The organism is Thauera sp. WH-1 (genome assembly GCF_047806685.1).
Taxonomy (GTDB): domain Bacteria; phylum Pseudomonadota; class Gammaproteobacteria; order Burkholderiales; family Rhodocyclaceae; genus Thauera.
Map to the genome: position 1 here is coordinate 25,996 of NZ_JBLQGP010000013.1, position 25,536 is coordinate 51,531.

29 protein-coding genes are annotated in these 25,536 nt (G+C 67.6%); 13 read left to right on the forward strand and 16 right to left on the reverse strand.

Annotation, left to right across the window (positions count from 1 at the left end):
- The first annotated feature begins 6 nt into the window (after positions 1-6).
- From fliM to fliR, 6 genes are read left to right on the forward strand one after another with little or no spacing between them, the layout of a single operon-like run.
- The gene (gene fliM / locus ACMV5O_RS13450) at positions 7-1,017 is read left to right on the forward strand and encodes a flagellar motor switch protein FliM (RefSeq protein WP_416163932.1); all 1,011 of its coding nucleotides are present in this window, start codon (positions 7-9) and stop codon (positions 1,015-1,017) included.
- Entirely contained in the window at positions 1,010-1,480 is a 471-nt protein-coding gene (gene fliN, locus ACMV5O_RS13455; protein WP_416163933.1) for a flagellar motor switch protein FliN, read from the forward strand. The genes fliM and fliN overlap by 8 nt, the downstream gene beginning before the upstream one ends.
- An 8-nt stretch (positions 1,481-1,488) precedes the next feature.
- Positions 1,489-1,944 (forward strand): flagellar biosynthetic protein FliO, encoded by a 456-nt coding sequence (gene fliO / locus ACMV5O_RS13460; RefSeq protein ID WP_416163934.1) that lies wholly within the window; start codon positions 1,489-1,491, stop codon positions 1,942-1,944.
- Positions 1,934-2,746 (forward strand): flagellar type III secretion system pore protein FliP, encoded by an 813-nt coding sequence (gene fliP / locus ACMV5O_RS13465; RefSeq protein ID WP_416163935.1) that lies wholly within the window; start codon positions 1,934-1,936, stop codon positions 2,744-2,746. The genes fliO and fliP overlap by 11 nt, the downstream gene beginning before the upstream one ends.
- Positions 2,747-2,770: 24 nt before the next feature.
- Complete coding sequence (gene fliQ / locus ACMV5O_RS13470; protein WP_416163936.1) at positions 2,771-3,040, forward strand: flagellar biosynthesis protein FliQ; 270 nt, start codon at positions 2,771-2,773, stop codon at positions 3,038-3,040.
- 28 nt (positions 3,041-3,068) lie between these two features.
- Complete coding sequence (gene fliR, locus ACMV5O_RS13475; protein ID WP_416163937.1) at positions 3,069-3,875, forward strand: flagellar biosynthetic protein FliR; 807 nt, start codon at positions 3,069-3,071, stop codon at positions 3,873-3,875.
- A 5-nt stretch (positions 3,876-3,880) separates the two neighbouring features.
- On the opposite strand, the gene ACMV5O_RS13480 is transcribed toward fliR, so the two are convergent.
- The 12 genes from ACMV5O_RS13480 to flgB form a co-directional block, all read right to left on the reverse strand.
- The gene (locus tag ACMV5O_RS13480; RefSeq protein ID WP_416163938.1) at positions 3,881-4,381 is read right to left on the reverse strand and encodes a hypothetical protein; all 501 of its coding nucleotides are present in this window, start codon (positions 4,379-4,381) and stop codon (positions 3,881-3,883) included.
- A 5-nt stretch (positions 4,382-4,386) separates the two neighbouring features.
- Positions 4,387-5,313, reverse strand: a complete 927-nt coding sequence (flgL, locus tag ACMV5O_RS13485; RefSeq protein WP_416163939.1) for a flagellar hook-associated protein FlgL — start codon at positions 5,311-5,313, stop codon at positions 4,387-4,389.
- 11 nt (positions 5,314-5,324) lie between these two features.
- Positions 5,325-7,349 carry a flagellar hook-associated protein FlgK gene (gene flgK, locus ACMV5O_RS13490; RefSeq protein WP_416163940.1) on the reverse strand — a complete coding sequence of 675 codons (2,025 nt, stop codon included), beginning with the start codon at positions 7,347-7,349 and terminating at the stop codon, positions 5,325-5,327.
- A gap of 68 nt (positions 7,350-7,417) precedes the next feature.
- Entirely contained in the window at positions 7,418-8,485 is a 1,068-nt protein-coding gene (gene flgJ / locus ACMV5O_RS13495) for a flagellar assembly peptidoglycan hydrolase FlgJ (RefSeq protein ID WP_416163941.1), read from the reverse strand.
- 10 nt (positions 8,486-8,495) lie between these two features.
- A complete protein-coding gene (locus ACMV5O_RS13500; protein ID WP_416163942.1) occupies positions 8,496-9,620 on the reverse strand; it encodes a flagellar basal body P-ring protein FlgI in 1,125 nt (374 codons plus the stop codon).
- Positions 9,621-9,630: 10 nt separating this feature from the next.
- Positions 9,631-10,296, reverse strand: coding sequence for a flagellar basal body L-ring protein FlgH (locus ACMV5O_RS13505; protein ID WP_416164028.1), 666 nt, complete (start codon positions 10,294-10,296; stop codon positions 9,631-9,633).
- 18 nt (positions 10,297-10,314) lie between these two features.
- Positions 10,315-11,097, reverse strand: a complete 783-nt coding sequence (gene flgG, locus ACMV5O_RS13510; protein WP_416163943.1) for a flagellar basal-body rod protein FlgG — start codon at positions 11,095-11,097, stop codon at positions 10,315-10,317.
- 176 nt (positions 11,098-11,273) lie between these two features.
- Positions 11,274-12,011, reverse strand: a complete 738-nt coding sequence (gene flgF, locus ACMV5O_RS13515; protein ID WP_416163944.1) for a flagellar basal-body rod protein FlgF — start codon at positions 12,009-12,011, stop codon at positions 11,274-11,276.
- Positions 12,012-12,040: 29 nt separating this feature from the next.
- A complete protein-coding gene (gene flgE / locus ACMV5O_RS13520) occupies positions 12,041-13,420 on the reverse strand; it encodes a flagellar hook protein FlgE (RefSeq protein ID WP_416163945.1) in 1,380 nt (459 codons plus the stop codon).
- A gap of 15 nt (positions 13,421-13,435) precedes the next feature.
- Positions 13,436-14,107: a flagellar hook assembly protein FlgD gene (locus ACMV5O_RS13525; protein ID WP_416163946.1), complete on the reverse strand. Its 672-nt coding sequence runs from the start codon at positions 14,105-14,107 to the stop codon at positions 13,436-13,438.
- Positions 14,108-14,129: 22 nt separating this feature from the next.
- Positions 14,130-14,534, reverse strand: a complete 405-nt coding sequence (flgC, locus tag ACMV5O_RS13530; protein WP_416163947.1) for a flagellar basal body rod protein FlgC — start codon at positions 14,532-14,534, stop codon at positions 14,130-14,132.
- A gap of 11 nt (positions 14,535-14,545) precedes the next feature.
- Positions 14,546-14,950 (reverse strand): flagellar basal body rod protein FlgB, encoded by a 405-nt coding sequence (gene flgB, locus ACMV5O_RS13535; protein ID WP_416164029.1) that lies wholly within the window; start codon positions 14,948-14,950, stop codon positions 14,546-14,548.
- 195 nt (positions 14,951-15,145) lie between these two features.
- Between flgB and flgA the strand changes: the two genes are divergently transcribed.
- The 7 genes from flgA (at position 15,146) to parC (ending at position 22,122) form a co-directional block, all read left to right on the forward strand.
- The gene (flgA, locus tag ACMV5O_RS13540; RefSeq protein ID WP_416163948.1) at positions 15,146-15,886 is read left to right on the forward strand and encodes a flagellar basal body P-ring formation chaperone FlgA; all 741 of its coding nucleotides are present in this window, start codon (positions 15,146-15,148) and stop codon (positions 15,884-15,886) included.
- 112 nt (positions 15,887-15,998) lie between these two features.
- Positions 15,999-16,298, forward strand: coding sequence for a flagellar biosynthesis anti-sigma factor FlgM (gene flgM / locus ACMV5O_RS13545; RefSeq protein WP_416163949.1), 300 nt, complete (start codon positions 15,999-16,001; stop codon positions 16,296-16,298).
- A 19-nt stretch (positions 16,299-16,317) separates the two neighbouring features.
- Positions 16,318-16,809, forward strand: coding sequence for a flagella synthesis protein FlgN (locus tag ACMV5O_RS13550; protein ID WP_416163950.1), 492 nt, complete (start codon positions 16,318-16,320; stop codon positions 16,807-16,809).
- Positions 16,810-16,889: 80 nt separating this feature from the next.
- The gene (locus ACMV5O_RS13555) at positions 16,890-18,878 is read left to right on the forward strand and encodes a DNA topoisomerase IV subunit B (RefSeq protein ID WP_416163951.1); all 1,989 of its coding nucleotides are present in this window, start codon (positions 16,890-16,892) and stop codon (positions 18,876-18,878) included.
- A gap of 123 nt (positions 18,879-19,001) precedes the next feature.
- Positions 19,002-19,232 carry an antitoxin gene (locus ACMV5O_RS13560; RefSeq protein WP_153166904.1) on the forward strand — a complete coding sequence of 77 codons (231 nt, stop codon included), beginning with the start codon at positions 19,002-19,004 and terminating at the stop codon, positions 19,230-19,232.
- Positions 19,229-19,669: a type II toxin-antitoxin system tRNA(fMet)-specific endonuclease VapC gene (gene vapC, locus ACMV5O_RS13565; RefSeq protein ID WP_416163952.1), complete on the forward strand. Its 441-nt coding sequence runs from the start codon at positions 19,229-19,231 to the stop codon at positions 19,667-19,669. Before ACMV5O_RS13560 ends, vapC begins: the two co-directional genes overlap by 4 nt.
- Complete coding sequence (gene parC / locus ACMV5O_RS13570) at positions 19,666-22,122, forward strand: DNA topoisomerase IV subunit A (RefSeq protein ID WP_416163953.1); 2,457 nt, start codon at positions 19,666-19,668, stop codon at positions 22,120-22,122. The genes vapC and parC overlap by 4 nt, the downstream gene beginning before the upstream one ends.
- Positions 22,123-22,186: 64 nt before the next feature.
- Here the strand turns inward: parC and motD are convergent, their stop codons facing one another.
- The 4 genes from motD to ACMV5O_RS13590 all read right to left on the reverse strand — a co-directional run bounded on the left by motD (position 22,187) and on the right by ACMV5O_RS13590 (position 25,535).
- Positions 22,187-23,038, reverse strand: a complete 852-nt coding sequence (gene motD / locus ACMV5O_RS13575) for a flagellar motor protein MotD (protein ID WP_416163954.1) — start codon at positions 23,036-23,038, stop codon at positions 22,187-22,189.
- Between the two features lie 39 nt (positions 23,039-23,077).
- Positions 23,078-23,818, reverse strand: a complete 741-nt coding sequence (locus tag ACMV5O_RS13580; RefSeq protein WP_416163955.1) for a flagellar motor protein — start codon at positions 23,816-23,818, stop codon at positions 23,078-23,080.
- Positions 23,819-23,850: 32 nt separating this feature from the next.
- Positions 23,851-24,621, reverse strand: a complete 771-nt coding sequence (locus ACMV5O_RS13585; protein ID WP_416163956.1) for an RNA polymerase sigma factor FliA — start codon at positions 24,619-24,621, stop codon at positions 23,851-23,853.
- Positions 24,622-24,746: 125 nt separating this feature from the next.
- Positions 24,747-25,535 carry a MinD/ParA family ATP-binding protein gene (locus ACMV5O_RS13590; RefSeq protein WP_416163957.1) on the reverse strand — a complete coding sequence of 263 codons (789 nt, stop codon included), beginning with the start codon at positions 25,533-25,535 and terminating at the stop codon, positions 24,747-24,749.
- Position 25,536: the final 1 nt, after the last annotated feature.

Below are 25,536 nucleotides of genomic sequence, written 5' to 3' on the forward strand. Positions count from 1 at the left end.
GCCGCCATGGCCGCGGATTTTCTCTCCCAGGAAGAAGTTGACGCCCTGCTCCGCGGCGTCACCGGGGAGTCGGACGAACCGATTGCTGACGAGGCCAGCACCGAGGGCATCCGGCCCTACAACCTGGCCACCCAGGAGCGCATCGTGCGTGGGCGCATGCCCACCATGGAGCTCATCAACGAGCGCTTCGCCCGCTACCTGCGCATCGGCCTGTTCAACTACATGCACCGCAACGCCGAAGTCTCGGTGGGGCCGATCAAGGTGCAGAAATATGCCGAGTTCGTGCGCAACCTGGTGGTGCCGACCAACCTCAACCTGGTGATCGGCAAGCCCCTGCGCGGCACCGGCCTGGTGGTGTTCGACCCCAACCTCGTGTTCCTGGTGGTGGACAACATGTTCGGCGGTGACGGGCGCTTTCACACCCGGGTCGAGGGCCGCGACTTCACCCCGACCGAGCAGCGCATCATCCAGGGCATGCTCGAGGTGGTGTTCGCCGAATACGCCAAGGCCTGGGCGCCGGTGTTCAAGCTGCAGCTCGAATACGTGCGCTCGGAGATGAACTCGCAATTCGCCAACATCGCCACGCCGTCCGAGATCGTCGTCGCCACCAGCTTCTCGCTCGAGCTCGGCGGCGCGCAGGCCGACATGCACATCTGCTTCCCGTACTCGATGCTGGAGCCGATCCGCGACCTGTTGTATTCGACCATGCAGAGCGACCATCTGACCTCGGATCGGCGCTGGATCAAGCTGCTGTCGCGCCAGTTGCAGACCGCCGAGGTCGAGCTCGCCTGCAACCTCGGCACCGCGAGGGTCACGCTGCGCGACATCGTCGACATGCAGGTAGGCGACGTGATCCCGCTTGCGGTGCCAGAGTTGCTGCAGGCCGAGGTCGACGGCGTGCCGGTCTTCGAGTGCCGCCAGGGCACCAAGAACGGCCACTACGCAATCAAGGTGGAACGCTTCCTCGGCCCGGAGGAACCGGAATCCGCCACGCTTCCGGGAGGCCATAATGGCTGACGAAAACCAGATTACCGACGACGACTGGGCCGCCGCCATGCAGGAGCAGGCCTCGAGCGAGGCCGGGCTCGGCGATGCCGACGCCGACCGCGTCGCCGCCGAGCTCGCCGCCGCGGCGATGGGCGACTCGCCCTACCAGGCGCGCCCGGCGAGCCAGCTGTTCGAGGACTTCGGCGCCGCCGGCGCCAGGCCCGGCTCGCTCAACGACTTCGACATGATCCTCGACATCCCGGTACAGATCACCGTGGAGCTGGGGCGCACGAAGCTGTCGATCCGCAACCTGCTGCAGCTCGCCCACGGCTCGGTGGTCGAGCTCGACGGCCTGGCCGGCGAGCCGATGGACGTGCTGGTCAACGGCACCCTGATCGCGCAGGGCGAGGTGGTGGTGGTCAATGACAAGTTCGGCATCCGCCTGACCGACATCATCACCCCGGCCGAGCGCATGCGAAAGATCCGCAACTGAGCCACCCGATGCCTTCGCTGCGCGCCGCCCTCCTGCTGCTTCTGGCCCAGGCCCCGCTCGCCGTCGCCCAGGCGCCGGCGAGCGCGCCCACGGCCGCGCCCGATCTGGGCGGCAGCGTGGCGCAGATGCTGTTCGGGCTGGCGGTCGTCATCGGCCTGCTGTTCGCCTGCCTGTGGCTGATCCGCCGCCTGAGCGCACCGCGCGGCGGCGGCGCGGCGATCAAGGTGCTGGGCGCGGCCGCGGTCGGCCCGCGCGAGCGGGTGGTGCTGGTCGAGCTCGGCGAACAGGTGCTGGTGTTGGGCGTCGCACCGGGCAGCGTCAGCAAGCTGCACGAGATGCAGCGCAGCGAGCTGCCGCTGGCTGCGGAGCACCCGGGCGCAGCGGCGCCGGGCGGCAAGGCTCCCGCTGGCAAGGCTTTCTCCGGCTGGCTCAAGCAGGCGATGGAGCGCCGCGATGCGCGCTGATGCCCGCCAGGCCCCCTGTCGTCCCGGCCGTGGCGGCGCAGCGACAACCCGCCCCGGCGCGGCCAAGGTCGTGCGCCAGGGCGTCGCGCTACTCCTCATCACGCTGCCCATGCTGGCGGCGGCCCAGGCCCTGCCCGCCCTGACCACCACCGAGACGCCCGGCGGCGGCACGACCTACAGCCTGACCATCCAGACGCTGCTGCTGATGACGCTGTTGAGCTTCATCCCGGCAATGGTGCTGATGATGACCAGCTTCACCCGCATCATCATCGTGTTCTCGCTGCTACGTCAGGCCTTGGGCACGCAGACGGCGCCCCCCAACCAGGTGCTGCTCGGGCTGGCGCTGTTCCTCACCTTCTTCATCATGGCGCCGGTCGCCGAGCGCGTGTATCAGGACGCCTATCTGCCCATGTCGCAGGGCGAGATCCAGTTCGATGAGGCGCTCGAGCGCGCCGCGGTGCCGGTCAGGACCTTCATGCTGGCGCAGGTGCGTGCGCCCGACCTCGAGCTCTTTGCCGGGCTGGCACGCGTCGAGCCGGTAGACTCGGCCGACCAGCTGCCGATGCGGGTGATCATCCCAGCCTTCGTCACCTCCGAACTGAAGACCGCCTTCCAGATCGGCTTCATCGTCTTCATCCCCTTCATCATCATCGACATGGTCGTGGCCTCGGTGCTGATGTCCATGGGCATGATGATGATGTCGCCGGTGATCGTGTCGCTGCCGTTCAAGATCATGCTGTTCGTGCTGGTCGACGGCTGGACCCTGCTCGTCGGCTCGCTGGTGCAGAGCTTCGCGGTCTGACCGGCGCGCTCAAGGAGAAACCGCATGACTCCCACCGCCGTCATCGAACTCGGCCGCCAGGCCGTCGAAGTCACGCTGATGGTGTCGGCGCCGCTGTTCATCGCCGCGCTGGCCACTGGCCTCATCATCAGCATCTTCCAGGCCGCCACCCAGATCAACGAGATGACGCTCTCCTTCGTACCGAAGCTGGTGGCGATCTTCGTCACCCTGGTGCTGGCCGGACCGTGGATGCTGACCCTGCTCACCGACTTCATGCGCCGGCTGATCGAGTCGATCCCGGCGATGATCGGTTAGCGCGCGGTCGGCGCGCCCCGCTGCCCCCATGCTCAACGTCACTGCCACCCAGCTCGACACCTGGCTCGCGGCGCTGATGTTTCCGCTCGGACGCCTGCTCGGCCTGTTCTCGTCGGCGCCGGTGTTCGCCAACCGCGGCGTGTCGGTGCGGGTGCGGCTGGCGATCGGCCTCGGCGTCGCCATCGCCGTGCTGCCGGTGATGCCGCCGATGCCTCAGGTGGCGCCCGGCTCCGGGCTGGGCCTGGCGATCTTCGCGCAGCAGATCTTCATCGGCATCGCCATCGGCTTCATGATGCGCATCGTGTTTGCTGCGGTGGACATGGCGGGCTCGCTGATCGGCATGCAGATGGGCCTGTCCTTCGCGATCTTCTTCGACCCCGACGCTGGCGGCCAGACGGCGGTGCTGTCGGACTTCCTGAACCTGCTCGCCACCCTGCTCTTTCTGGCCATCAACGGCCATCTGCTGATGATCGAGCTGCTGGTGCGCAGCTTCGAATGGCTGCCGGTGGGGCTGGAGCCGGTCAGCGCGCTGGGCTGGGCTTACATCGCGCGTGCCGGCGTCACGGTGTTTGCCGCCGGGCTGGTGCTGTCGATGCCGGTGATCGCGGTGCTGCTGGTAGCCAACATCGCGCTCGGCGTGCTGACCCGCGCCGCACCGCAGCTCAACCTGTTTGCCGTGGGCTTTCCGGTCACGCTGACGGCGGGCTTCATCGGCGTGCTGCTGATCATGAGCAACTTCGGCCCGGTGTTGCAGGGCCTCTTCGAGCGCGGCTTCGACAGCATCGGCCTGCTGCTCGATGCGCTGGCGCCGCTGCCGGCCGCGAGCGCCGAATAGCCCAGTCAAAGCTCCGGGAAGATCCCCGAGCGCACCAGGCGGATCTCGCCGCTGGCATAGCGGCGGGCAAAGGGGCGCGTCGATTCGACGCCTTCCTCGAAGCGCAGCACATCGAAGCCGGCAAAGCCGCCGCGCTCGACCACCTGGCGCGCATTGCGCAGGAACACTTGTCGCGCCTCGCCCTCGCCCCCGGTGGCAAGCGCCTTCATGCGCAGATCCATACGCAGGCGATCGCCGCCGACGTCAGTGACGTCGATACGCCAGGTGGGCGCCAGCGGATCGTAGATCGCAAACGCCACCAGCGCCCCGGCGATGTATTCGGGCTCGAACAGATCGAGTTCGCTCGCCATCAGGGCGAGGCCGATCGCCCCGGCGACCGGACCGGTCAGACTCATCGATTCGGCGCCCGCCTGCCCGGCGTCGCCGCGCCCGCTGGCGCAACCCGCGGCAGCGCTGGCAAGCGCCGCGGCCAGCAGCGCAGTCACGAGGGTTCGGGTGGCGCGCATCACGGTCAGCTCAGGTAGTTGAACAGCGACAACCCGGTGATGCGCAGAAAGGATTGCTGCGCGGCCTGCAGGAAGGTCTGCTGCTGGGTCAGGCGCGAGATGGCCTCGTTGAAATCGAGGTCCTGCAGGTTCGACAGCGTGGTGGCGTACTGCAGGTCGAGGTCACTGCCGATGAAGCCGAGCTGCTCGACCTCGACGAGTTGCGAGCCGATCTGGGCACGCACCGTCAGCACCTGGTCGAGGCTGGCATCGAGCTTGTCGAGCGCATCGCCGACGGCAGGGCCGAGGTTGCTGCCGCGCTCGAGCGCGTTGATGAACTCGCCCAGCGCAGCGAACACGCCGCCATTCTCCGAACCGAAGACCTGCGTACCGCCAAAACTGACCGGCATCAGCCGCGAGGACGAGACCTGCATGGTGCGCGTGCCCTGATCACCGTCGTAGCGGACCGAGTCGAAGGCGGCCGGGTTGGTGGGATCGGCGGTCAGTTTTGCAAACGGAGACGTGTTCGACTTGAAGCCGGCAAAGAGATAGTCGCCGTTCGCGTCACGGGTGTTGGCAATCGCCAGCATGGCGTCGAACTGGGCACGCAGGTCGGTGGCGATCGACTGCCGGTCGCTCTGCGACAGCGCGGGGTTGCCGGCCGCGAGCACGCGCTCGCGCGCGTACTGGATGATCTCGCCTGCGCCGACGAGCTGGCCTTCGACCAGCGTCAGCGCATCTTCGGCATAGCCCTGGTTGGTGATGAACTGCTGGTTGACGCTGCGCGATTGGGTGACATCGAGCGCGCGTGCGGAGGCGATCGGATCATCCGCCGGGGTGAGAATCTTGCGTCCAGTAGCGATCTGCTGCCCGGTGTACAGCAGTGCTGCCGACTGGCGCTGCAGGGCGCTCACGCCCTGGTCGTAGATCATGCTGGTCGATACACGCATCATGGACTCCTGCTTCAACGGGCGATCGACAGCAATTCGTCGAACAAGCGCTGCGCCACCGACATCACCCGCCCTGCGGCCTGGTAAGTCTGCTGGTAGCGCACCAGGTTCGCCGCCTCCTCGTCGAGGTTCACCCCCGACACGGAATCGCGCGCCGCCCGCGCCTGCTCGAACAGCGAGTTCTGCGTGCGCTCGCCCGACTGCGCCTCGCGCGTCTTGTTGCCGACCTTGCTGACAAGTTGAGCATAGGCGTTATTGAGCGTCGCGGTGGCCTGCATGCTGCCGCCCGTCGGGCCCGCCGCGTACAGCAGTTTCTCGGTCTGCAGCGCGCCAAGCAGGACGGCGTTGCGATTGTCGGCGACGCCGCCCGCATTCGGGCTCAACTGGATGCTGTCACTACCAACAACGGGGTCTACGACAGGAACGCCGGACAACTTGAATGTCACGCTGAAATTGTTGGGGCCGGTCAGCGTGAACTCCGCACGGCCGCTGTCCGTCGAGGGCGTGTAGGTCGCAGGCGCAAGGCTGTAGCCGGCTGGCGGGGCCAGCGTGAACACGCCGGCGTTCTCGGTGAGGGTTATCGCAGAAGCGCCGAAGTTCACCTCACCTGTGGGCGTGATCGCTGGAGGAACAGCAACAGACATCCCGGTGGTGCTGCCCAGCGGATTCAGCGTGATCCCGAACGAGGAGCCGGTCGGCGACACGACACTGGCGGCAACCGGATTGGCAGCGGCGACCCTGCGCGGATCAATGTCGGCACTCACGCCAATGCTGCCGGCCGCGGACCGCGTCGGGTAGATGAAGGCGCGTTCGCCCGCCGCCAGGCCCAGCCCACTGATGATCAGTCCGTCCTGTCGGAGTCCCTGGCTCCCGTCGGGAAGGGTCTCGAGCGCGGGTCGGGTCGAATTCCCGGTTGCAAGGTCGGTGAGGATGTATTCATTCGTGACCGCGTCGTACTGCAGCGAGTAGCTTGCCCCCGTCAGCTCGCCCAGCCGCTGCGCGTCGATGCTTACGGACGCCGCTGCGGAGGGTTGGACCAACACGGGCGCCAGATTGAAGAAGTCCTTCCCCAGCACACCATTCAGGTCCATGCCGAGCTTGTGCTGGCTGTTGAACGCCGTCGCCAGCGTGGTGGCGATCAGGCCGAGGTTGCCCTGAACGGCCTCGAGCCCGTCCCGCCGAAAGGCGAGCAGACCGCCCAGGCTGCCGCCGGTAATGAGTTGCTCGGCGAGCGGTGTGACCACCCCCCCCGCCCCGCGCATGCCGATCATCTGCCGGCCGTCCTCGTCGACCTCCTCCGTCCTGACCATCTCCTTGGCGCGGTTGCCCATCACCAGAGCCTGGCCGGAGCCGATGAAGACCGACATCGACCCATCGCGCTGGGGCAGTGCCGTGACCTTGACCAGCGTGTTGAGCTCGAAAATCGCCTGCTGGCGCTGGTCGAGCAGGTCGTTGGCGGCCGCGCCGCCGCCCGCTGCCTGCGACACGATGATGCGCTGGTTGAGCTCGGCGATCGCCGCCGCATAGCTGTTGATGGTGCCGAGGTTGGCGGTGATCTCCTCCTCGACCCCCTGCCCCACCTCGGTGATGCGGGCGTCGATCGACTGGAAGCGGGCAACCAGCGATTCGGCCGACGAGATCAGGGCCTGGCGCGCGGCGATGTTGGTGGGGTTGGCCGACACGCTCTGCATGGCGGCGAAGAAGTTGTTCATCCCTGGGGTGAGCCCCACGTCCGGATCGGCCAGCAGGTTGTCTACCTGCGAGATGAACTGGTTGTACACCGCGAACTCGGCTCGCCGGTTATCGGCGCTCATCACCTGGTTCTCCAGCAACTGGCTGTAGGAGCGCGTGACGCTGGTGATCGAGGTGCCCTGGCCGAACAGAAGCCCGGCGCTGAGGGTCGGGGTGCGCGCCTCCTGCGTCAGGCCCTGGCGGTGAAAGCCCGGCGTCGCCGCGTTGGCGATGTTGTGACTGGTCGTGTTGAGGTAGGCCTGGGAGGCGTTGAGACCGGTCAGCCCGATGTTGAGCAAGGACGACATGATGAGTACCTGGTGCGCGAGTGTCAGGCAAATTTAGCAAGATTCATGCCAGGTGACACCCGCCGGCTTCAGCCCGCCAGCGCGAGCGCGCCGCGCAAGGTGCTGCCGCCGATGATGCGGGTGAGCTTGTCGGCGTACATCGGGTCGGTGGCGTAGCCGGCGTCCTGCAGGCTGCGGGCGAAGCCGGCCGGGTCGGTCTGGCCGAGCACGCCGGCGTAGCGCGGACTGCGCATCATCAGGTTGGCGTAGTCGCGGAAGGACTCGGCGTAGGAGCCGTAGGCGCGGAAGCGGGACGGTTCACTGTAGGCGCGGCCGTTGGTGTATTCGGTCACGGCAAGATCGACCGTACGCCCGGTCCACGCCGCGCCGGCCTTGATGTTGAACAGGTTGTGGCTGGGCGTGCCGTCGGCATGGCGCAACTGCTTCTGCCCCCAGCCGGTCTCGAGTGCGGCCTGTGCCACCATGAACTGGGGCGGGATGCCCGTCTTGCGGCTGGCCTCGAGCGCATGCGGCCAGACCTCGCTGACAAAGTCCCGCGCCTGCTGCGACACCGCGTCCCCGGCGTCGCGCGCGCTGCGCACCGCGGCCCTGAGCTTGTTCTCGAGGATCGCCTTCTCGAGGATCGAGCCGCCCTCGAAACCGCCCGTACCCAGCCCCGCGCCCATGCCCGGCACGCCGTAGGCGGGCGGCAGGGCGGCAAGGGCGGCAGCGCTTTCCGCCGCGCGTGCCGAGACGGCAGGAATTGCCGCCCGGCGGATCACGTTGGCAATGTCAAAGCCTTCGGGCTTGTCGTCATCGCCGCCATCGAGGGCGTCGATCGCGGCAGCCGGGCCGGACGTGCCGCCGAGCTGGCGGAAGATGACCTCCGACAGGCCGGTGCCGCGCGACTGTGCCATGTTCAGCGCCATCTGCTGGTCGAGCAGACTCTGGTACATCTTGGTCTGCTCGCCGTCCATCAGGCTGCTGGCCGGCGTGGCGTCGCGCATCGACTTCATGACCATCTGCAGGAGCAGCGCCTCGAACTGTTTGGCCGCGGCACGCAGGGCCTGGTCGGACTGACCGTCGGTGCGCGCCAGGCGCTTGAGGTCGCCGAGCGCGTTGGGGTCAAAGGCGTTGAGCTGGAATCCGGCATTCATCGCGGCGTCCTCAGATGACCTCCAGTTCGGCGCGCAGCGCGCCGGCGGCCTTCATCGCCTGCAGGATGCTGACGAGATCCATCGGCTTGGCACCGAGCGCGTTGAGCGCCCTGACCACATCGGCAAGATTGGTGCCGCCGCGCACGTTGAACAGCGCGCCGCCGTCCTGCGCGATGTCGACCTGGCCGGTCTGGGTGACGACCGTCTGCCCGCCGGAGAAAGGCGCGGGCTGGCTGACCTGGGCCTCCGTACTGACGGTGACGGTCAGGTTGCCGTGGGCCACCGCCACGTTCTGCAGCGTGACGCGCTGGTTCATCACCACCGAGCCGGTACGCGAGTTGACGATCACCTTGGCGGCCTGCTGCACCGGCGTCACCTCGAGGTTCTCGAGATGGCCGAGGAAGGCCACGCGCGCGCTCGAGTCCAGCGGCGCGCGCACCTGGATGCTGCGCCCGTCCAGCGCCCGCGCCGCGCCCGGATAGGACAGATTGATGGCGTCGACCACGCGGCGCGCGGTGCCGAAATCCGTGTCCCTGAGCTCGAAGGTCACTGACTCACCCTCGCCGAGCATGGCCGGTACCGCGCGCTCCACGGTCGCCCCACCGGGAATGCGGCCGGCGGACAGATGATTGATGACCTGGGAGGCGCCCCCGCCTTGCGCGCCTGCGCCGCCGACCGCCATGTTGCCCTGGGCGATCGCATAGACCTGGCCGTCAGCGCCCTTGAGCGGCGTCATCACGAGGGTGCCGCCGCGCAGGCTCTTGGCGTTGCCGATCGAGGACACGGTGACGTCGATCGCCTGCCCCGGCCGTGCGAACGCCGGCAGCGTGGCGGTGACCATGACCGCGGCGACGTTCTTCAACTGCAGGTTGGTGCCGGGCGGCATGGTGACGCCCATGTTGCCGAGCATGTTGACGATGCTCTGCACGGTGAAGGGCGTCTGCGTGGTCTGGTCGCCCGAGCCGTCGAGGCCCACCACCAGGCCATAGCCGACGAGTTGGTTGTCGCGCACGCCGGCGATCGACGCGAGGTCCTTGATGCGCTCGGGCGCGGCGTCGGCCGCAGCGCTGAAGAAGATGCCCGCCGCCACGAAGGCGACCAGGGCACGCAGCAGCAGAGAATCGAGGGCGTTCATGCGGGCCTCCTCAGAAGGGCATGATGGCGACGAAGAAGCGCTGCAGCCAACCCATGGTGCTGGATTCGTCGATGAAGCCGCTGCCGCGGTACTCGATGCGCGCATCAGCGACCTGAGTGGACTGCACCGTATTGGCCGCGGTGACATTGTTGGGGTTGATCACCCCGGAGAAACGGATGAACTCGTTGCCCTGGTTGATCGCCAGCATCTTCTCGCCCGACACCAGCAGGTTGCCATTAGGATAGACGTCGATGACGGTCACCGTGATCGTGCCGTTGAACACGTTGTTGGCCGCCGCCGCGCCCGCGCCGGAGAAGTCGGTGTCCGCTCCCGCCTCGACATTGAGCCCGGCGAGCCCCCCCAGTGGCAGGCGCGATATACCGGTGATGCCGCCGGTGATGCTCGAATTGCGCGCCGCGGTCGCATTGGCGCTCTTCTGCGCGGTGGTGCGTTCCACCAGATTGATGGTGATGGTGTCGCCGACATGGCGCGCACGGCGGTCCTCGAACAAGGGCCGCGCCACCGCCGTCCGATAGATCGCGCCATTGGCGGGCCCGGCCTGGGTGCGCGCCTCGGGACGCGCCGTCATCGGCTGATGCACGGCGGTGGGCGGCGTCGAGTAGATCGAGGCGCAGCCCGACAGCAGCGCGAGCAAGGCGACGGCGAGCAGTTGCATCGGTCTCATCACGCCCTCTCAGAGCTGAGTGAGCCGGCCAAGCATCTGGTCGGAGGTGGAGATGGCGCGCGAATTGAGCTCGTAAGCACGCTGGGTGACGATCATGCTCACCAGTTCTTCGGCGACATTGACGTTGGAGGTCTCGACATAGCCCTGGTTGAGCACCCCCGCGCCATTGGTGCCGGGCTGGTTGGGGGTGGCGACGCCGCTGGAGGCGGTCTCGTAGAACAGGTTCTCGCCCGCACTCTGCAGGCCGCCGGCATTGACGAAGGTGGCGAGCTGGATGGCGCCGATCTCGACCGGCGCCACCTGCCCCGCCTGCAGCACGCTGACCGTGCCATCCTTGCCCACGGTGACGGTAAGGGTGTCGGCCGGCACGTTGATGTTGTCGGCGAGCGGATAGCCGCTGGCAGTGACGACGTTACCCTGGTTGTCGAGCTGGAAGGCGCCGTCGCGGGTGTAGGCCGTGGTGCCGTCGGGCATGGCGATCTGGAAGAAGCCATTGCCCTGCACGGCGATGTCGAGCGAGCCGCCGGTCTGCTGCAGCGTACCCTGGGTGAAGATGCGCTCGGTGGCGACCGGCTTCACCCCGGTGCCGATCTGCAGGCCGCTGGAGATCTGGGTCTGCTGGGTCGACTGCGCGCCGGGCTGGCGGATCGTCTGGTACAGCAGGTCCTCGAAGATCGCCCGCTGGCGCTTGAAGCCATTGGTCGAGACGTTGGCCAGGTTGTTGGAGATCACGTCCAGCGAGGTCTGCTGGGCGTCGAGGCCGGTACGGGCTGTCCACAATGAGCGGATCATGATGAAATCCTCGGGTTTGCGTTGCCGCCGCGGCAGGATTTGCCGCCGCGCTGCACCTTCTTGCCGGCAAGCGATGTGCAGCCGGGCTTTTCTCGATGGAATCAGTCTAGGTGAGCGCTGTCACCGACCATCCCGAGATAAGCAACGCAAAAACCATGCTAATCGGCCGGCGGGCCTCAGCGGGCTGCCAGCACCTGGGCCGCAGCGCGGTCGTTCTGATCGGCCGTGCTCAGCATGCGGGTCTGCATCTCGAACTGGCGGGCGAGCGAGATCATCTGCACCATCTGATCGACCACGTTGACGTTGCTGCCCTCGAGGTAGCCCCCGGCCACCCGCACATTGGGGTCGGCCGGCGCCGGTGCCCCGCCCTGCACGCGGAACAGGCCGTCGTCGCCGCGCAGCAGCTGATCTTCGGGCGGGTTCACCAGCTTGAGCTGGGCAACGACATTGACCACGCCCGGCAGGTCGGGCTGCGAGGCGGAGATCGAGCCGTCGGCGCCGATGCTGATCTCGTTGTCGGGCGGAATCCCGATCGGTCCGCCAGCGCCCAGCACCGGCCTGCCGTCGCGCGTCTGCAAAATGCCGTTGGCGCTGACCTCGAGACTGCCGTTGCGGGTGTAGGCCTCGCTGCCGTCGGGCATCTGCACCGCCAGCCAGCCCTTGCCCGCGAGGGCGACATCGTAGGGGCGCCCGGAGAACTGCATCGGCCCTTCACGGAAGTCGTTGGCGACGCTGGCATCGACCACGAAGGCGCGGGTAGGCAGGGCCCCGGTCTGGACCTCGACCGCGCGCAGCTTGTGCAGCTCGGCGCGAAAGCCGGTGGAGGTGGCGTTGGCAAGGTTGTGCGCGACCGCCGCCTGCTGGTCCATGGTGCCCTTGGCGCCGGTCATCGCGGTGTAGATCAGGCGGTCCATCGCTGGCCTCTCGTGTCAGTGCTTCACGCTCAGCGCAGGTTCACCAGGGTTTGCAGGATCTGGTCCTGCGCCCGGATCGACTGCGCGTTAGCCTGGTAGTTGCGCTGCTGGATGATCAGCTGCACCAGCTCCTGGGTGAGCTCGACGTTGGCGTCCTCGACCATGCCGGCGGAGATCACGCCCCCCACCCCCTCGCCCGGCCTGGAGGGGGCCGTGAGGCCGGATTCCAGCGTCGCCTCCCAGTAGTTGTTGCCGATCGAGTTCAGCGCGTTGGGATTGCGGAAGGTCTGGATCGCAAGCTGGGCCAGCGCGACGGTTTCGCCATTGGTGTAGCGCCCGGTGATGATGCCGTCACGCCCGACCGACAAGCCGGCGAGTTCGCCTCCGGTAAAGCCGTTCTGGGTGAGTTCGCTCACGAGATAGGGGCCGCCAATCTGGCGCATGTCGGAGAAGTCGACATAGAAGCGGATCTGCTCGGCGTCAGGTGTGTATGAGGTGGGCACATTGAGCAGGGCCGTCGGCGATGGTCCCGTAACGGGCGTCTTGAGCACCCCTTTCTCGTCGAACTCAAGGCCCCAGATCACCGAGGGGTCTGTTACGACACCATCGTCGCGCACACCCAAGGGGTACTGCCCATCCACGCTGGTGAACACTTGCCAGGCGTTGAGGTCGATCAACGTCCCGGGAGCGGCCGGCGGCGGTGCGGCGCTCGGCGTCTTCTTCACGAAGTAGAAGGTCAGCTCATGCGACTTGCCCAGGCTGTCGAAGGCTTCGATCGAGGTCGAGTAGTTATAGGTCCGAGTATCCCGCCACGCCTCGTCATCGGGGCTGGTCTTCGGACTGGGGAAGGTGTAACCAGGCCCGAGCAGCTGCGGAAAGGTCTCGGCCGGACTCAAGGCGTTCGCATCGAGATTGCCGCCGATGTCGACACGACTGGTCGCCTGGGGCAAGGAGCCGATGATCGGGATCTGCAGCTCCTTCAGTCCGCCAACCGGCGTCGGCAGCTGGCCAGACCCGGCGGGGCTCTGGAAGCCTTTCAGCTTCTCCCCCGTGGAGCTGATGATGAAGCCATCCTTGTCGAGCTCGAACTGTCCGTTGCGGCTATAGACATCCGGCCCATCCGTGCGGCCGACGATGAAGAAGCCATCGCCATTGATCGCCAGATCGAGCGGATTGTTGGTCGTGGTCAGGTTGCCCTGGGTGAAACTCTGGCGCACGGCACCCAGGGTGCTGCCCACACCGACCTGCTTGCCGGACACCGAGCCGGTCAGGGACGCCGCATAGACGTCGGCGAACACGGCCGAGCCGCTCTTGAAGCCCACCGTATTGGTGTTGGCGACGTTGTTCGAGATGATGTCGAGCGCTTTCGAGGCGACATTGAGGCCGCTCAAACCTTGCTGGAAAGACATGATCGGGGCTCCGGATCAGAGAATCTGCTTGATGTCGTCGAACTTGAAGATGCCGAGCGCGCCGACCTGGAAGTCGGTGCCTGCCGGGCCGCGGATGACGCTCGTGACCGGGCCGAACTCGAGCGTGCGACCGGCGACCTTCTCGCCGCGCAGGCTTGCGTTGAGCTCCAGCGTGTAGATGCCGTCGGCCGCGCGCGATCCGTCGCTCGCCGTGCCATCCCAGACGAAGTTCTGGCTGCCGGCATCGACGTCGGTCAGCTCCATCTGGCCAACTGCCAGCCCCGCCGCATCCTTGATCGACAGCGCCACCTTGTCGGCAGGCCCGTCGAGCTCGAAACCGCCGACCGCGCCCGATTCCGTCAGGCCCAGCCGCTTGCCTTCGACCAGCACACCACGGCCGACCAGGGCCGCAGCCTGCATCGAGTCGTTGGCGTTCTGACTGTCGACAAAGGCGCTGAACATCGTGTTCAGGCGCTCGATGCCGTCCACCGTGCTCATCTGCGCGAGCTGGGAGGTGACCTCGGCGTTCTCCAGCGGGTTCATCGGATCCTGGTTGCGCAACTGCGTCGTCAGCAGCTTCAAGAACCGGGCCTGGCTGTCCTCGTCGTCCTTCTTGCCCACAGGCTCGCTGCGGGTCAGGCCGGCCAGCACGTTCTGCGCCGTCTGGGTATTCGATACGGTGCTCATCTCAGCGTCTCCTGCACGGCCCTTACTGGCCGATCTGCAAGGTACGCTGAAGCAAGGTCCGTGCCGTGTTCATCACCTCGGCGTTGTTCTGGTAGGAACGCGAGGCCGAAATCATGTTCACCATCTCTTCCACCACATTGACGTTGGGCATCTCGACATAGCCTTCGGCGTTGGCCGCGGGGTTGCTGGGCTCGAACACCATGCGCATCGGTGCGGCACTCTCGACCACGCCGGTGACCTGCACACCCACGGCCGCCGGCCCCGCCACCGGACGGGCGGCGAACACGACCTGCTTGGCGCGGTAGGGCTGGCCATCTTCCGAGGTCACGCTGTCGGCGTTGGCGAGGTTGGACGCCGTGGTGTTGAGTCGCAGCGACTGGGCGTTGAGCGCCGAGCCAGCGATCTGGAAGACATTGAGCATGCTCATGAGGATTCTCCCTACTGGCCGGTGATCGCCGTGTTCATCGAACGCAGCATGCCGTTGATGAAGGTGACGCTGGCCTCGTAGTGCAAGGCGTTCTCGGCGAAGGCGGCGCGTTCGACGTCCATGTTCACGGTGTTGCCATCGACCGCGGACTGGATCTCGCTGCGGTAGCCGGTCAGGCCCTCCAGCGCCAGCCCGCCCCCCGCGCCGATGTGGTCCGGCCGCGGCGCCGCGAGTTCGACACGGCCGCGCGACTGCTGCAATGCGCCCTGCAGCGCGGCGCGAAAATCGACATCGCGGGCCTTGTAGTTGGGCGTGTCGGCGTTGGCGATGTTCGACGCCAGCAACTGCTGGCGATGCGCCTGCAGGTTGAGCGCCGTCTGGTGGAACTGGATGGACCGGTCGAACAGGGTGCTCATCGTGGTCTTCATCGTGTGTGCTCCTCGGTGCGGGCGATCGGTCACTCCGGTCGCAGTTTCCATGCCAGGCATGCTAGCCGCTCAAGCGCTGTCGGCTGGCGCCGATAAGCCGGGTAAAGACCGGCCAATTTCGCCGCCGCCTGCCGGCAAGGATTGCCGGTTGCCTGAATGACTGGCCCATGGTGCAATCCGCGCATGAAGCAGACCTCGATCCCCGCATGCTGCCTGCCGAGGCACGCGCGCCCCGCCTGGCGGCTGATCACGAGCGTTGTGGCGCTTGGCATCGGCGCCCTTTCGCCGCTGGTTCAGGCGCAGCAGGCCCCGGCCGCGATCGAAGCGCGGGTGCAGGATTTCCTGCGCGGGCAGACGACGGGGCTGCCCGGCGAAGTCAGCATCGTCGTCAGCCCCTTCGACCCCAACAACCAGTTGCCGGCCTGCGCCGCGCTCGAGCCCTTCCTGCCCGCCGGCACACGGGCGTGGGGACGCATCAGCGTTGGCGTGCGCTGCGACTCGCCGGTGGTCTGGACGGCCTACCTGCAGGCGCAGGTCTCGGTGGTGGCCGACTATCTGGTCGCCGCCCTGCCCCTGCGCGCCGGCCAGATCGTCGGGCCAGCCGACATCACGGTGCGTCGCGGCGACCTCAGCACCCTGCCCGACAACACCCTGACCGACCCGACCCAGGCGAGCGGCCACCACACCCGCTTCGCCATTGCCGCGGGCAGCCCGCTGCGCGGCGACATGCTGCGCATCCCGCATGCCGTCAGGCAGGGGCAGAACGTCCAGGTGATGAGTGCAGGTCCCGGCTTTCGCGTGTCCAGCGAAGGCCGCGCGATGAACAGTGCGGCACCAGGCGACAGCGTGCGCGTGCGCCTGTCCAACGGCCAGGTCGTCACTGGCATCGCGCAGGCCAGCGGCACGGTCGAGGTCGGATTCTGAATACCCGGCGTCCATTGCCGGCGACCGTGACCCGTTTCATGAATTAATTGCTAAAGTTTTGGCTGACCGGGCCGACAAGACCGTTAGAGTCACTCTGTATTGGAACTGCGCCATGAAAATCGAAAGCACGGGCAAGTCGCTTGCCCCCAGCGCCACGGCCGATATGCGCCCGCGCAGCCCGGCCAACAACAACGGTCCGGTTGCCGGCGCCAGCGACAAGGTTCAGTTGTCCTCCCTGTCCTCCAGCCTGCAAAAGGCCGAAACCGCCATCGCGCAGACGCCGGTGGTCGACAAGCAGCGGGTCGATGAGATCAAGCAGGCGATCGCCAACGGCGAGTTCAAGGTCGACGCCAATCGCATCGCCGACGGCCTGATCGCCAGTGTCCGCGACATGCTGGCCGGCCAGCGCTGAACACTGTCGCAGCTGTGCCATGAACCGCCCACCGCTCGTGCCCACGCCCGCAGATCAGCAGCGGCTGGCGCTGTTGATCGAGGCCGAGGCGATCCAGCTCAAGGAGTTCATCGCCCTGCTCGAGCGCGAAGAGTCGCTGCTGGTCGCCGGCGACACCGACGCCCTCCTGGCGCTGACCCAAGACAAGAACGAACGTTATCGCCGCCTGCAGCGCCTGTCCGACGACCGCGCCCTGCTGCTGGGACGACTTGGTCGCACGCCCTCGGACGCGGCGATCCGTGAGATCTGCGCCAACCTGCCACGCGTCCTGGCGCGCTGGGACGAAGTCATCGAGCTCGCCGGCAAGGCGCGCGACCACAACGACCTCAATGGCAAGCTCATCGTCGAGCGCATGGCGCACAATCAGGCGGCCCTCTCGGTGCTGCTCACGGCGGCCGACCAGCCGCCGCTGTATGACGCCGAAGGCCACAGCCGCCCCATCGGCGGCGGTCGCATGCTCGGCAGCGCCTGATCCGTCATCAAGCTGAACATACATACAGCCCATCGCTCTGCTATCCTTGCGCCCTTCGTGACACCGAACGAGCGCGCAGCATGGCTGGCAAGCAAGACACCCCCAAGCAGTACGACGAATCCTCCTTCCGTGTCCTGAAAGGACTCGAGCCGGTGCGCGAGCGCCCCGGCATGTATACCCGCACCGACAGCCCGGCGCACATCATCCAGGAAGTGATCGACAACGCCGCCGACGAGGCGCTCGCCGGCTTTGCGAAGAAGATCCACGTCACCCTGCACCTCGACGGCTCCATCACCGTCGCCGACGACGGCCGCGGCATCCCGGTCGGCCTGCATCCGGAAGAAGGCGTGCCGGTGGTGGTGCTGGCCTACACCCGGCTGCACGCGGGCGGCAAGTTCGACAAGCGCGAGGGCAACTCGGCCTACGCCTTCTCGGGCGGCCTGCACGGCGTCGGCGTGTCGGTGACCAATGCGCTGTCCACCCGCATCGAAGTGGAGGTGAAGCGCGACGGCAAGATCCACCGCATCGACTTTGCCGACGGTGGTGAGACGATCAGCCCGGTCCGCATCGAAGGCGACTGCGGCCGCCAGACCGGTACCCGGGTGCGGGTATGGCCGGACGGCAAGTATTTCGACTCGCCGCGCGTCCCCATGAACGAACTCGAGCGCCTGCTGCGCTCGAAGGCAGTCCTGCTGTCGGGCGTGGCGGTGCGGCTCGACATCGAGCAGGCGAACGGCCCGGTGCTGGCCAAGACCTGGACCTATCCAGAGGGCCTTGCCGGCTACCTGAAGGAGCTCGCCGGCGACGTCGAGGCGGTGGCGCCGATCTTCACCGCCGAGAAGTACGCCGGCAAGGACGACCCCACCTTCGCCACAGGCGAAGGCGCCGCCTGGGCGCTGGCCTGGTTCGAATCGGCGGTGCCGAGCGAGTCCTACGTCAACCTGATCCCGACGGTGAATGGCGGCACCCACGAATCCGGTCTGCGCGCCGGCGTGTTCGAGGCCATGAAGTCCTTCATCGACCACCACACGCTGTTGCCGCGCGGCGTCAAGCTGCAGCAGGAGGACGTGTGCGGGCGCATGAGCTTCGTGCTGTCGGCGCGCCTGCTGGACCCGCAGTTCCAGGGCCAGGTGAAGGAAAAGCTCAACTCGCGCGAGGCGGTCAAGCTGGTGTCCTCGCAGCTGCGCGACCCCTTCGAGATCTGGCTCAACAACCACGTCGAGGCCGGCCGCGCGATCGCCGAGCTGTCGATCAAGCAGGCGCTGGCGCGCCAGAAGAGCGCGCAGAAGGTCGAGAAGAAGAAGACCTCCGGCGTCGCCGTGCTGCCGGGCAAGCTGTCGGACTGCGAATCGGAAGACCTCGCCGACAACGAGCTCTTCCTGGTGGAGGGCGACTCCGCCGGCGGCTCGGCCAAGATGGCGCGCAACAAGGAGACCCAGGCCATCCTGCCGCTGCGCGGCAAGGTGCAGAACGCCTGGGAGATCGACCCCGACCGCCTGTTCGCCAACGCCGAGATCCACGACATCGCGGTGGCGCTGGGCGTGGATGCGCACAGGGCCGACAGCGATGTGGACCTGTCCGGCCTGCGCTACGGCAAGGTCGTCATCATGTCCGACGCCGACGTGGACGGCGCCCACATCCAGACCCTGCTGCTGACGCTGTTCTTCCGCCACTTCCCCAAGCTGATCGAGCGCGGCCACGTGTATGTGGCGCAGCCGCCGCTGTACCGCGTCGACGTGCCGGCGCAGGGCAAGAAGCGCCCGCCGCGCCGCCTGTACGCGCTCGATGAGGGCGAGCTCACGGCGATCCGCGACCGCCTGGAGAAGGAAGGCTTCAAACCCGAGGCGATCGAGATCGGCCGCTTCAAGGGCCTGGGCGAGATGAACCCCGACCAGCTGCGCGAGACCACCATGGACCCCGCCACCCGCCGCGTGCTGCCGGTGAAGGTGCGCAGCGGCGCGCTCAAGGACACGCTGAAGATGTTCACCCTGCTGATGGGCAAGGGCGAGGCCTCGGGGCGGCGGGCGTGGATGGAGGAGAAGGGCGACAGCGTGGAGGCGGATGTCTGAGCGGGCGTCGAGCCCCGAGTCCGGCAGTACGGGAAGCGCGATGAACTCGACCGCGCTTCAGAAACCTGAACCCACCTCGAAAAGATATATACTAATGGTAGATTCCAAACAAAGGAGGATGCCATGGACACTGCAAAGCTCTTCATCAATGGCCGAAGCCAGGCGGTGCGTCTTCCCAAGGAATTTCGTTTCGAGGGTGATGAAGTGATGATCAAGCGCGTAGGTGACGCAGTCGTGCTGTTGCCACGTCACGGCTGGCGGACGCTGTTCGACGCACTCGACCAGTTCGAACCGGGGTTCGAGCTGGTCCGAGAGCAGCCGCTCCAGCAGGAACGCGAGGCGATCGCGCCATGAAGTACATGCTGGACACCAACATCTGCATCTACCTCATCAACCATCGTCCCACCCACGTCCGCCGTCGCTTCGAAGCACATCCGATCGGGGACATCGGCATCTCGGTCATCACTGCCTGCGAGCTTGCATACGGCGTATCGAAGAGCAACTCGGCACGCAATCGCGCAGCGCTCGAGACCTTCCTGCTGCCGCTGGACGTTGCCGCCTTCGACGACACGGTGGTGTGGCGCTACGCCTCGCTGCGCGCCGAACTCGAACGCAGCGGGCTGCCGATCGGAGCACTCGATACCCAGATCGCCGCGCACGCACTTGCGCTCGGATGCACGCTGGTCACCAACAACACGCGCGAGTTCGCCCGCATCGGCGGTCTGGCGCTCGAGAACTGGGTCGAGCCGCTGCTGCATGAACCCCTGACACCTTACCTTTCCGCAACATGAGCACTGACACTCCCGATCTCTTCGACTCGCCCGAGGTACCCGCATCAGCAACGGCGTTCACCTCACCCGCAAGTGCGGCGCCGACGAGTGTCGCGCCGGCGCCGGCAGACGAAGGCGACACGCTGGCGGCCGCCACCGGCGCCGACCAGCCCCCGCCCCCTGCCCCACCCGCCGACCCGGAGCCCGAACCCGAGGACGACGGCACGCTGGCGCTCGACCGCTATGCCGAGCGCGCCTATCTCGCCTACGCGATGAGCGTGGTGAAATCGCGCGCGCTGCCGCAGGTCGAGGACGGCCTGAAGCCGGTGCAGCGCCGCATCCTGTACGCGATGAACGAGATGCGGCTGTCGTCCACCTCCAAGCACGTGAAGTCGGCGCGGGTGGTCGGCGACGTGATCGGCAAGTACCACCCGCATGGCGACACCAGCGTCTACGACGCCATGGTGCGGGTGGCGCAGGACTTCTCGCTGCGCTATCCGCTGGTCGACGGCCAGGGCAATTTCGGCTCGCGCGACGGCGACTCGGCCGCGGCGATGCGCTACACCGAGTGCCGCCTGACCCCGATCGCCGAGCTGCTGCTGGCCGAGATCGACCGCGGCACGGTGGATTTCATCCCCAACTACGACGGCGCCTTCGAGGAGCCGCAGCTGCTGCCCGCGCGCCTGCCCTTCGTGCTGTTGAACGGCGCCTCGGGCATCGCGGTGGGCATGGCGACCGAGATCCCGCCGCACAACCTGCGCGAGGTGGCCGAGGCCACCTGCCACCTGATCCGCCACCCCGAGGCCACGCTCGAGGACGTGCTCGGCATCATTCCCGGCCCCGACTTCCCCGGCGGCGGCCAGCTCATTTCCCCGCCCGAGACGATCCGCGAGGCCTACGCATCGGGCCGCGGCAGCCTGCGCCTGCGCGCGCGCTGGAAGATCGAGGAGCTCGCCCGCGGCCAGTGGCGCGCGATCGTCGACGAGCTGCCGCACGGCGTCTCCGCCGCGCAGGTGCTGTCCGAGATCGAGACCCTGACCAACCCGCAGCCGCGCGCGGGCAAGAAGGAAGTCTCGCAGGAGCAGAAGAACCTCAAGCAGCTGGTGCTCGGCGTGCTCGACACCGTGCGCGACGAGTCCAGCGACAAGGCGCCGGTGCGCATCGTGCTGGAGCCCAAGTCCAGCCGTCAGAACCGCGACGAGTTCATGGCGGTGCTGCTCGCCCACACCAGCCTGGAGACCTCGGCCTCGGCCAACATGACCATGATCGGGCGCGATGGCCGGCCGCAGCAGAAGAACCTGGTGCAGATCCTGCGCGAGTGGATCGACTTCCGCTACGTGACGGTCGAGCGCCGCACCCGCCACCGCCTGGACGAGGTCGACCGCCGCATCCACATCCTCGAGGGCCGCATGATCGCCTTCCTCCACATCGAGGAAGTGATCCGCGTGATCCGCGAGTCGGACGAGCCCAAGCCGGCGCTGATCGCCGCCTTCGGGCTGTCGGAGATCCAGGCCGAGGACATCCTCGAGATCCGCCTGCGCCAGCTCGCACGGCTGGAAGGTTTCAGGATCGAGAAGGAGCTCGCCGAACTGAAGGACGAGCGCGCCGGCCTGCAGCACCTTCTCGACAGCCGCGCGGCGATGACCAAGCTCCTCCTCAAGGAGATCCAGGACGACGCGAAGAAGTACGGCGACGACCGCCGCACCCTGGTCGAGGCCGTGGCCGCAGTCGCGCCGGCGGAGATCTCGGTGCCGGACGAGCCGGTCACCGTGATCGTGTCGAAGAACGGCTGGGTGCGCTCGCGCCAGGGCCATGGCATCGACCCCGCGGGCATCACCTACAAGGCCGGCGATTTCGGCTTCGCGGTGATCGAGACGCGCACCACCTGGCCGCTGATCGTCATCGACAGCAACGGCCGCGCCTACACGGTGAAGGTGTCCGACCTGCCCGGCGGGCGCGGTGACGGCGCGCCGATCACCACCCTGGTCGAGTTCCAGGACGGCGGCAAGCTCGCGCAGGTCGTCACCGACACCCCGGACTCCGTGTATTTCTTCGCCAACAGCGGCGGCTACGGCTTCCTGTGCGGCGTCGCGGACGCCACCAGCCGCCAGCGCGCCGGCAAGGCCTTCATGAGCCTGGAGAAGGGCGAGAAGGTGCTGACACCGGCCAAGGTATTCGGCGACTGGATCGCCGCGGCGTCCGAGAACGGCCGCCTGCTCGTCTTCCCGCGGCCGGAAATGAAGACCCAGAGCGGCGGTCGCGGCGTGATCGTGATGGCGCTCGACGAAGGCGAGAGCCTCGCTGCGGTCGCCGTCCCCGCCGATGATGCGGTGCTGACGGTGGAAGGCACGGGCCGCGGCGGCAAGGCGGTGGCGATCGAGCTCAAACCCGCCCAGCGCGAGCCGCTGCGTCACCGCCGCGCGCGCAAGGGCGCGCCACTCACGCCCAGGATCAAGCCCGAGCGCATGCGCTGACGCATCGCGCGCCCGTGGGCGCGCAGGCTGCGCCTGCAGGTCGCTGCGGGAACGCCGCGCCTCCTCAACCTTCTGCTGAAGCCGGGGGCGGAAGAGGCAGGATGGAGCGGATCGGATCGTCCGCCGGGATGGAGGTCGGCCCAGCGGGCGCAGTGTCCGCGGCGCGCGACTCGATCAGGATGGTGACGCGCCGGTTGCGCCCCCGCCCCTCCTCGCTGGCGTTGTCCGCCACGGGGCGCTGGTCGGCATAGCCGGCAGCCGTGAGGCGATCGGCGCGCACACCGTTGTCGATGAAGAGGCGCGCCACGGTCGACGCGCGCACGGCGGACAGCTCCCAGTTCGACGGGAAGCGGAAGGTGCTGATCGGCAGCGCGTCGGTATGCCCCTCGACCGTGATCGGGAACTCGGCCGGCGCCAGCACCTCGGCCACCGCCTGCAGGGCGGCCACCGCAGGCGGGCCCAGACTGGCCTCGCCCGGCGAGAACAGCAGGCTGGCATTGATCTCGACGCTGACTCCGAACGCGCCCTCGGTGACATTGACCTGTCCCGCCTGCGTCAGCGGCGACAGCACGCGCCGGATCTCGTCGGCCATGTTGCGCATGCGCTGCGCGGTCGCGCGCCGGCGCGACTCGGCCTCTTCATCGATCGCAGGCGTCGCGGGCGGGGTGATCGGCCGCGGCGGCGTCACCACCGTAACCGGCGGCAGCACGATCTGCTCGCCACTGTCGTTGATGGTGACGTTGCGAAAGGCCTGCACCAGCGAGTCGGACAGCACGCGGTACTTGCCCTCGTTGATCGAGGACAGGGAGTACATCACGACGAAAAAGGCGAACAGCAGCGTGATGAAGTCGGCATAGGACACGAGCCAGCGCTCGTGGTTGTCGTGTTCCTCGTCGAGCTTGCGCCTGCGCCGCATGATCTGCCCTTTGCTGGTCTCTCGCGCGTCGGCCTGCGCTCAGACCACGTAGCCCTGCATGCGGCTGGCGATGATGCGCGGATTGTCGCCGTTGGCGATGCCCACCAGCCCGTCGACGAACATCTCGCGCTGCGTGGTCAGCGTGATGATGTGGGCGGCGAGCTTCTTCGCGATCGGCAGGAAGACGAGGTTGGCAAAGCCGACGCCGTAGATCGTGGCGACGAAGGCGACTGCAATGCCGGCGCCGAGCCGCGACGGGTCGGACAGGTTCTCCATGACATGGATGAGACCCATCACCGCCCCCAGGATGCCGATCGTTGGCGCATAGCCGCCTGCGGCCTCCCAGATCCGCGCCGACTGGCGCATCTGGTTCTCCCACACGCCGATCTCCACCTCCAGCACCTCGCGCAGCCGGTTGGGCTCGACGCCATCGACGAGCAGCTGCAGCCCCTTGCGCATGAACGGGTCGGGCAGCGCATCGATCTGGTTCTCCAGCGTGAGCAAGCCTTCCTTGCGCGCCACATGGCTCCAGTTCTCGACCTGGTCGATGACGCCCTGGGAGTTCATCGCCGGCGGCACGAACACCCAGCGCGCCATGCGCATGCCGTCTACGAAGGTGCGCAGCGGGCTCTGCAGCATCACCGCCCCGAGCGTGCCCCCCACCACGATGAGGAAGGCCGTGGGCTGCACCAGCGAGGAGATGTGGCCGCCTTCGAGCACCTGGCCGATGACGATGGCCGCAATGCCCAGGGTGAGGCCGACGAGGCTGATCTTATCCATGACGAGCGCCAGGCGCGGGCCTTGCCTTCATGTCAGTTGGGTGCCGAACTCTTGGGCGGGCGTCCGCGCCGGCGCGCCGGCGGCACCACCGTGCCGCCCTCGAACAGGCCGGCACGCAGGCGCGCCACCGCCTGGCTGTGCAGTTGGCACACGCGTGACTCGGTGACGCCGAGCACCTCGCCGATCTCGCGCAGGTTGAGCTCCTCGTCGTAGTACAAGGCCATCACCATCTGCTCGCGCTCGGGCAGGGAGCCGATCGCCGCCACCAGCCGCTGGCGCATGTCGGCGTCCTCGAGCAGGTCGAGCGGGTTCGCGCCCTCCTGCACCAGATGGCGCTCGAGATAGTCGTCGTCCTCGTCGCGGTTGAAATCTTCGAGATAGACGAGCTGGTGGCCGCGCGCCTCGTGCAGCATGTGCTGGTACTCCCCCAGCGCCACGCCGAGCGCCTCGGCGAGTTCGGTCTCCGAGGGCTGACGGCCGAAGCGCTGCTCGAGGGCGTGGATTGCCGCCTCGATGCGCCGCATGTCGCGGCGCAGGCTGCGTGGCAGCCAGTCGTTCTCGCGCAGGCCGTCGAGCATCGCACCGCGGATGCGCTGCACCGCATAGGTCTCGAACTGCGCGCCCAGGCCCTCCTCGTACCGACCGAGGGCATCGAGCAGGCCCATCAATCCGTTCTGGATGAGGTCATCCACGTCCACACTGGCCGGCAGCTTGGCCATGAGCTGAAAGGCGATGCGCTTGACCAGCGGGGCGTAGGCTTCAACGAGGTTGCTCTTGTCGAGCGTGCCGTTCGCGTCATACATCCATTCGACCTGTATCTTCTGGCGACGCGAGCCGGTGCTCGCGCTGGCTCCGGGAATCGGAGTGCGCGATTTTCCCGCACCGGGGCCGGGATTACCAGCGGGATAATTCACGCCCCTGTCACGACTCATGGGCGCGGCGCCCGTGGCGCGCGGGCGATGGCATCGATTCGCCGCATGAAGGCGGCGCCCACATCACGCCCGGCGGACCGCAGTGGCTGCTGCAGGGCAGAGGCGATGTCGTCGCGCTCGAGCTCGCCCAGCCAGGCCAGTGGTACGCCGACATGGCGGCGCACGAGGGCCTCCAGGCTGGCGAAGAAGGCCTGCGCGTCGGCCCGCCCGCGCGCCCGGCACACCGCGACATGGACCGAGCCCGCCCCGGCCGCGGCCAGTCCCTTGATCGTCTGGTAGGCCTCGGTCGCGCCACTCGCGCTGGCTTCGGCCAGCACCAGCCGACGTGGCGCCGCATGGACGAAGGGCGAGGGCTGGGCGGCGCCCTCGCAGGCGCTGTGGATCAGCACGAAACCGGCGTGCCTGTGCAGGAGGCGCAAGGCCTCGACCAGGCAGGCGCGGCGCGCATCGTCGAGCAGGGGCAAGGCGAGCGCGGCGGCTGCGGCCGGTACCCGGCCGAGCAGCCCCGGCGCCGGCTGCAGCACATTGCCAAGCGTGGTATGGCCGTCGAGCAGCTGCAGCAGATCCACCCCGGTGCCGACGCCCAGTGCCTCGCCCAGCGCCTCGTCGCCCTGGGCTTCGTCGAGGATCAGCACCCGCTCTGCGCGACCGGCGATGCGGTGGGCGGCCAGCACGGCGTTACGACCACGGTGACGGCCGCAGGCATACAGCGCCACCACCAGCGGCGGCGCCCGGCGGAACAGGCGCCGCAGGCCTGCGGCCTGGTCTTCGCGTCCGTCGAGCATG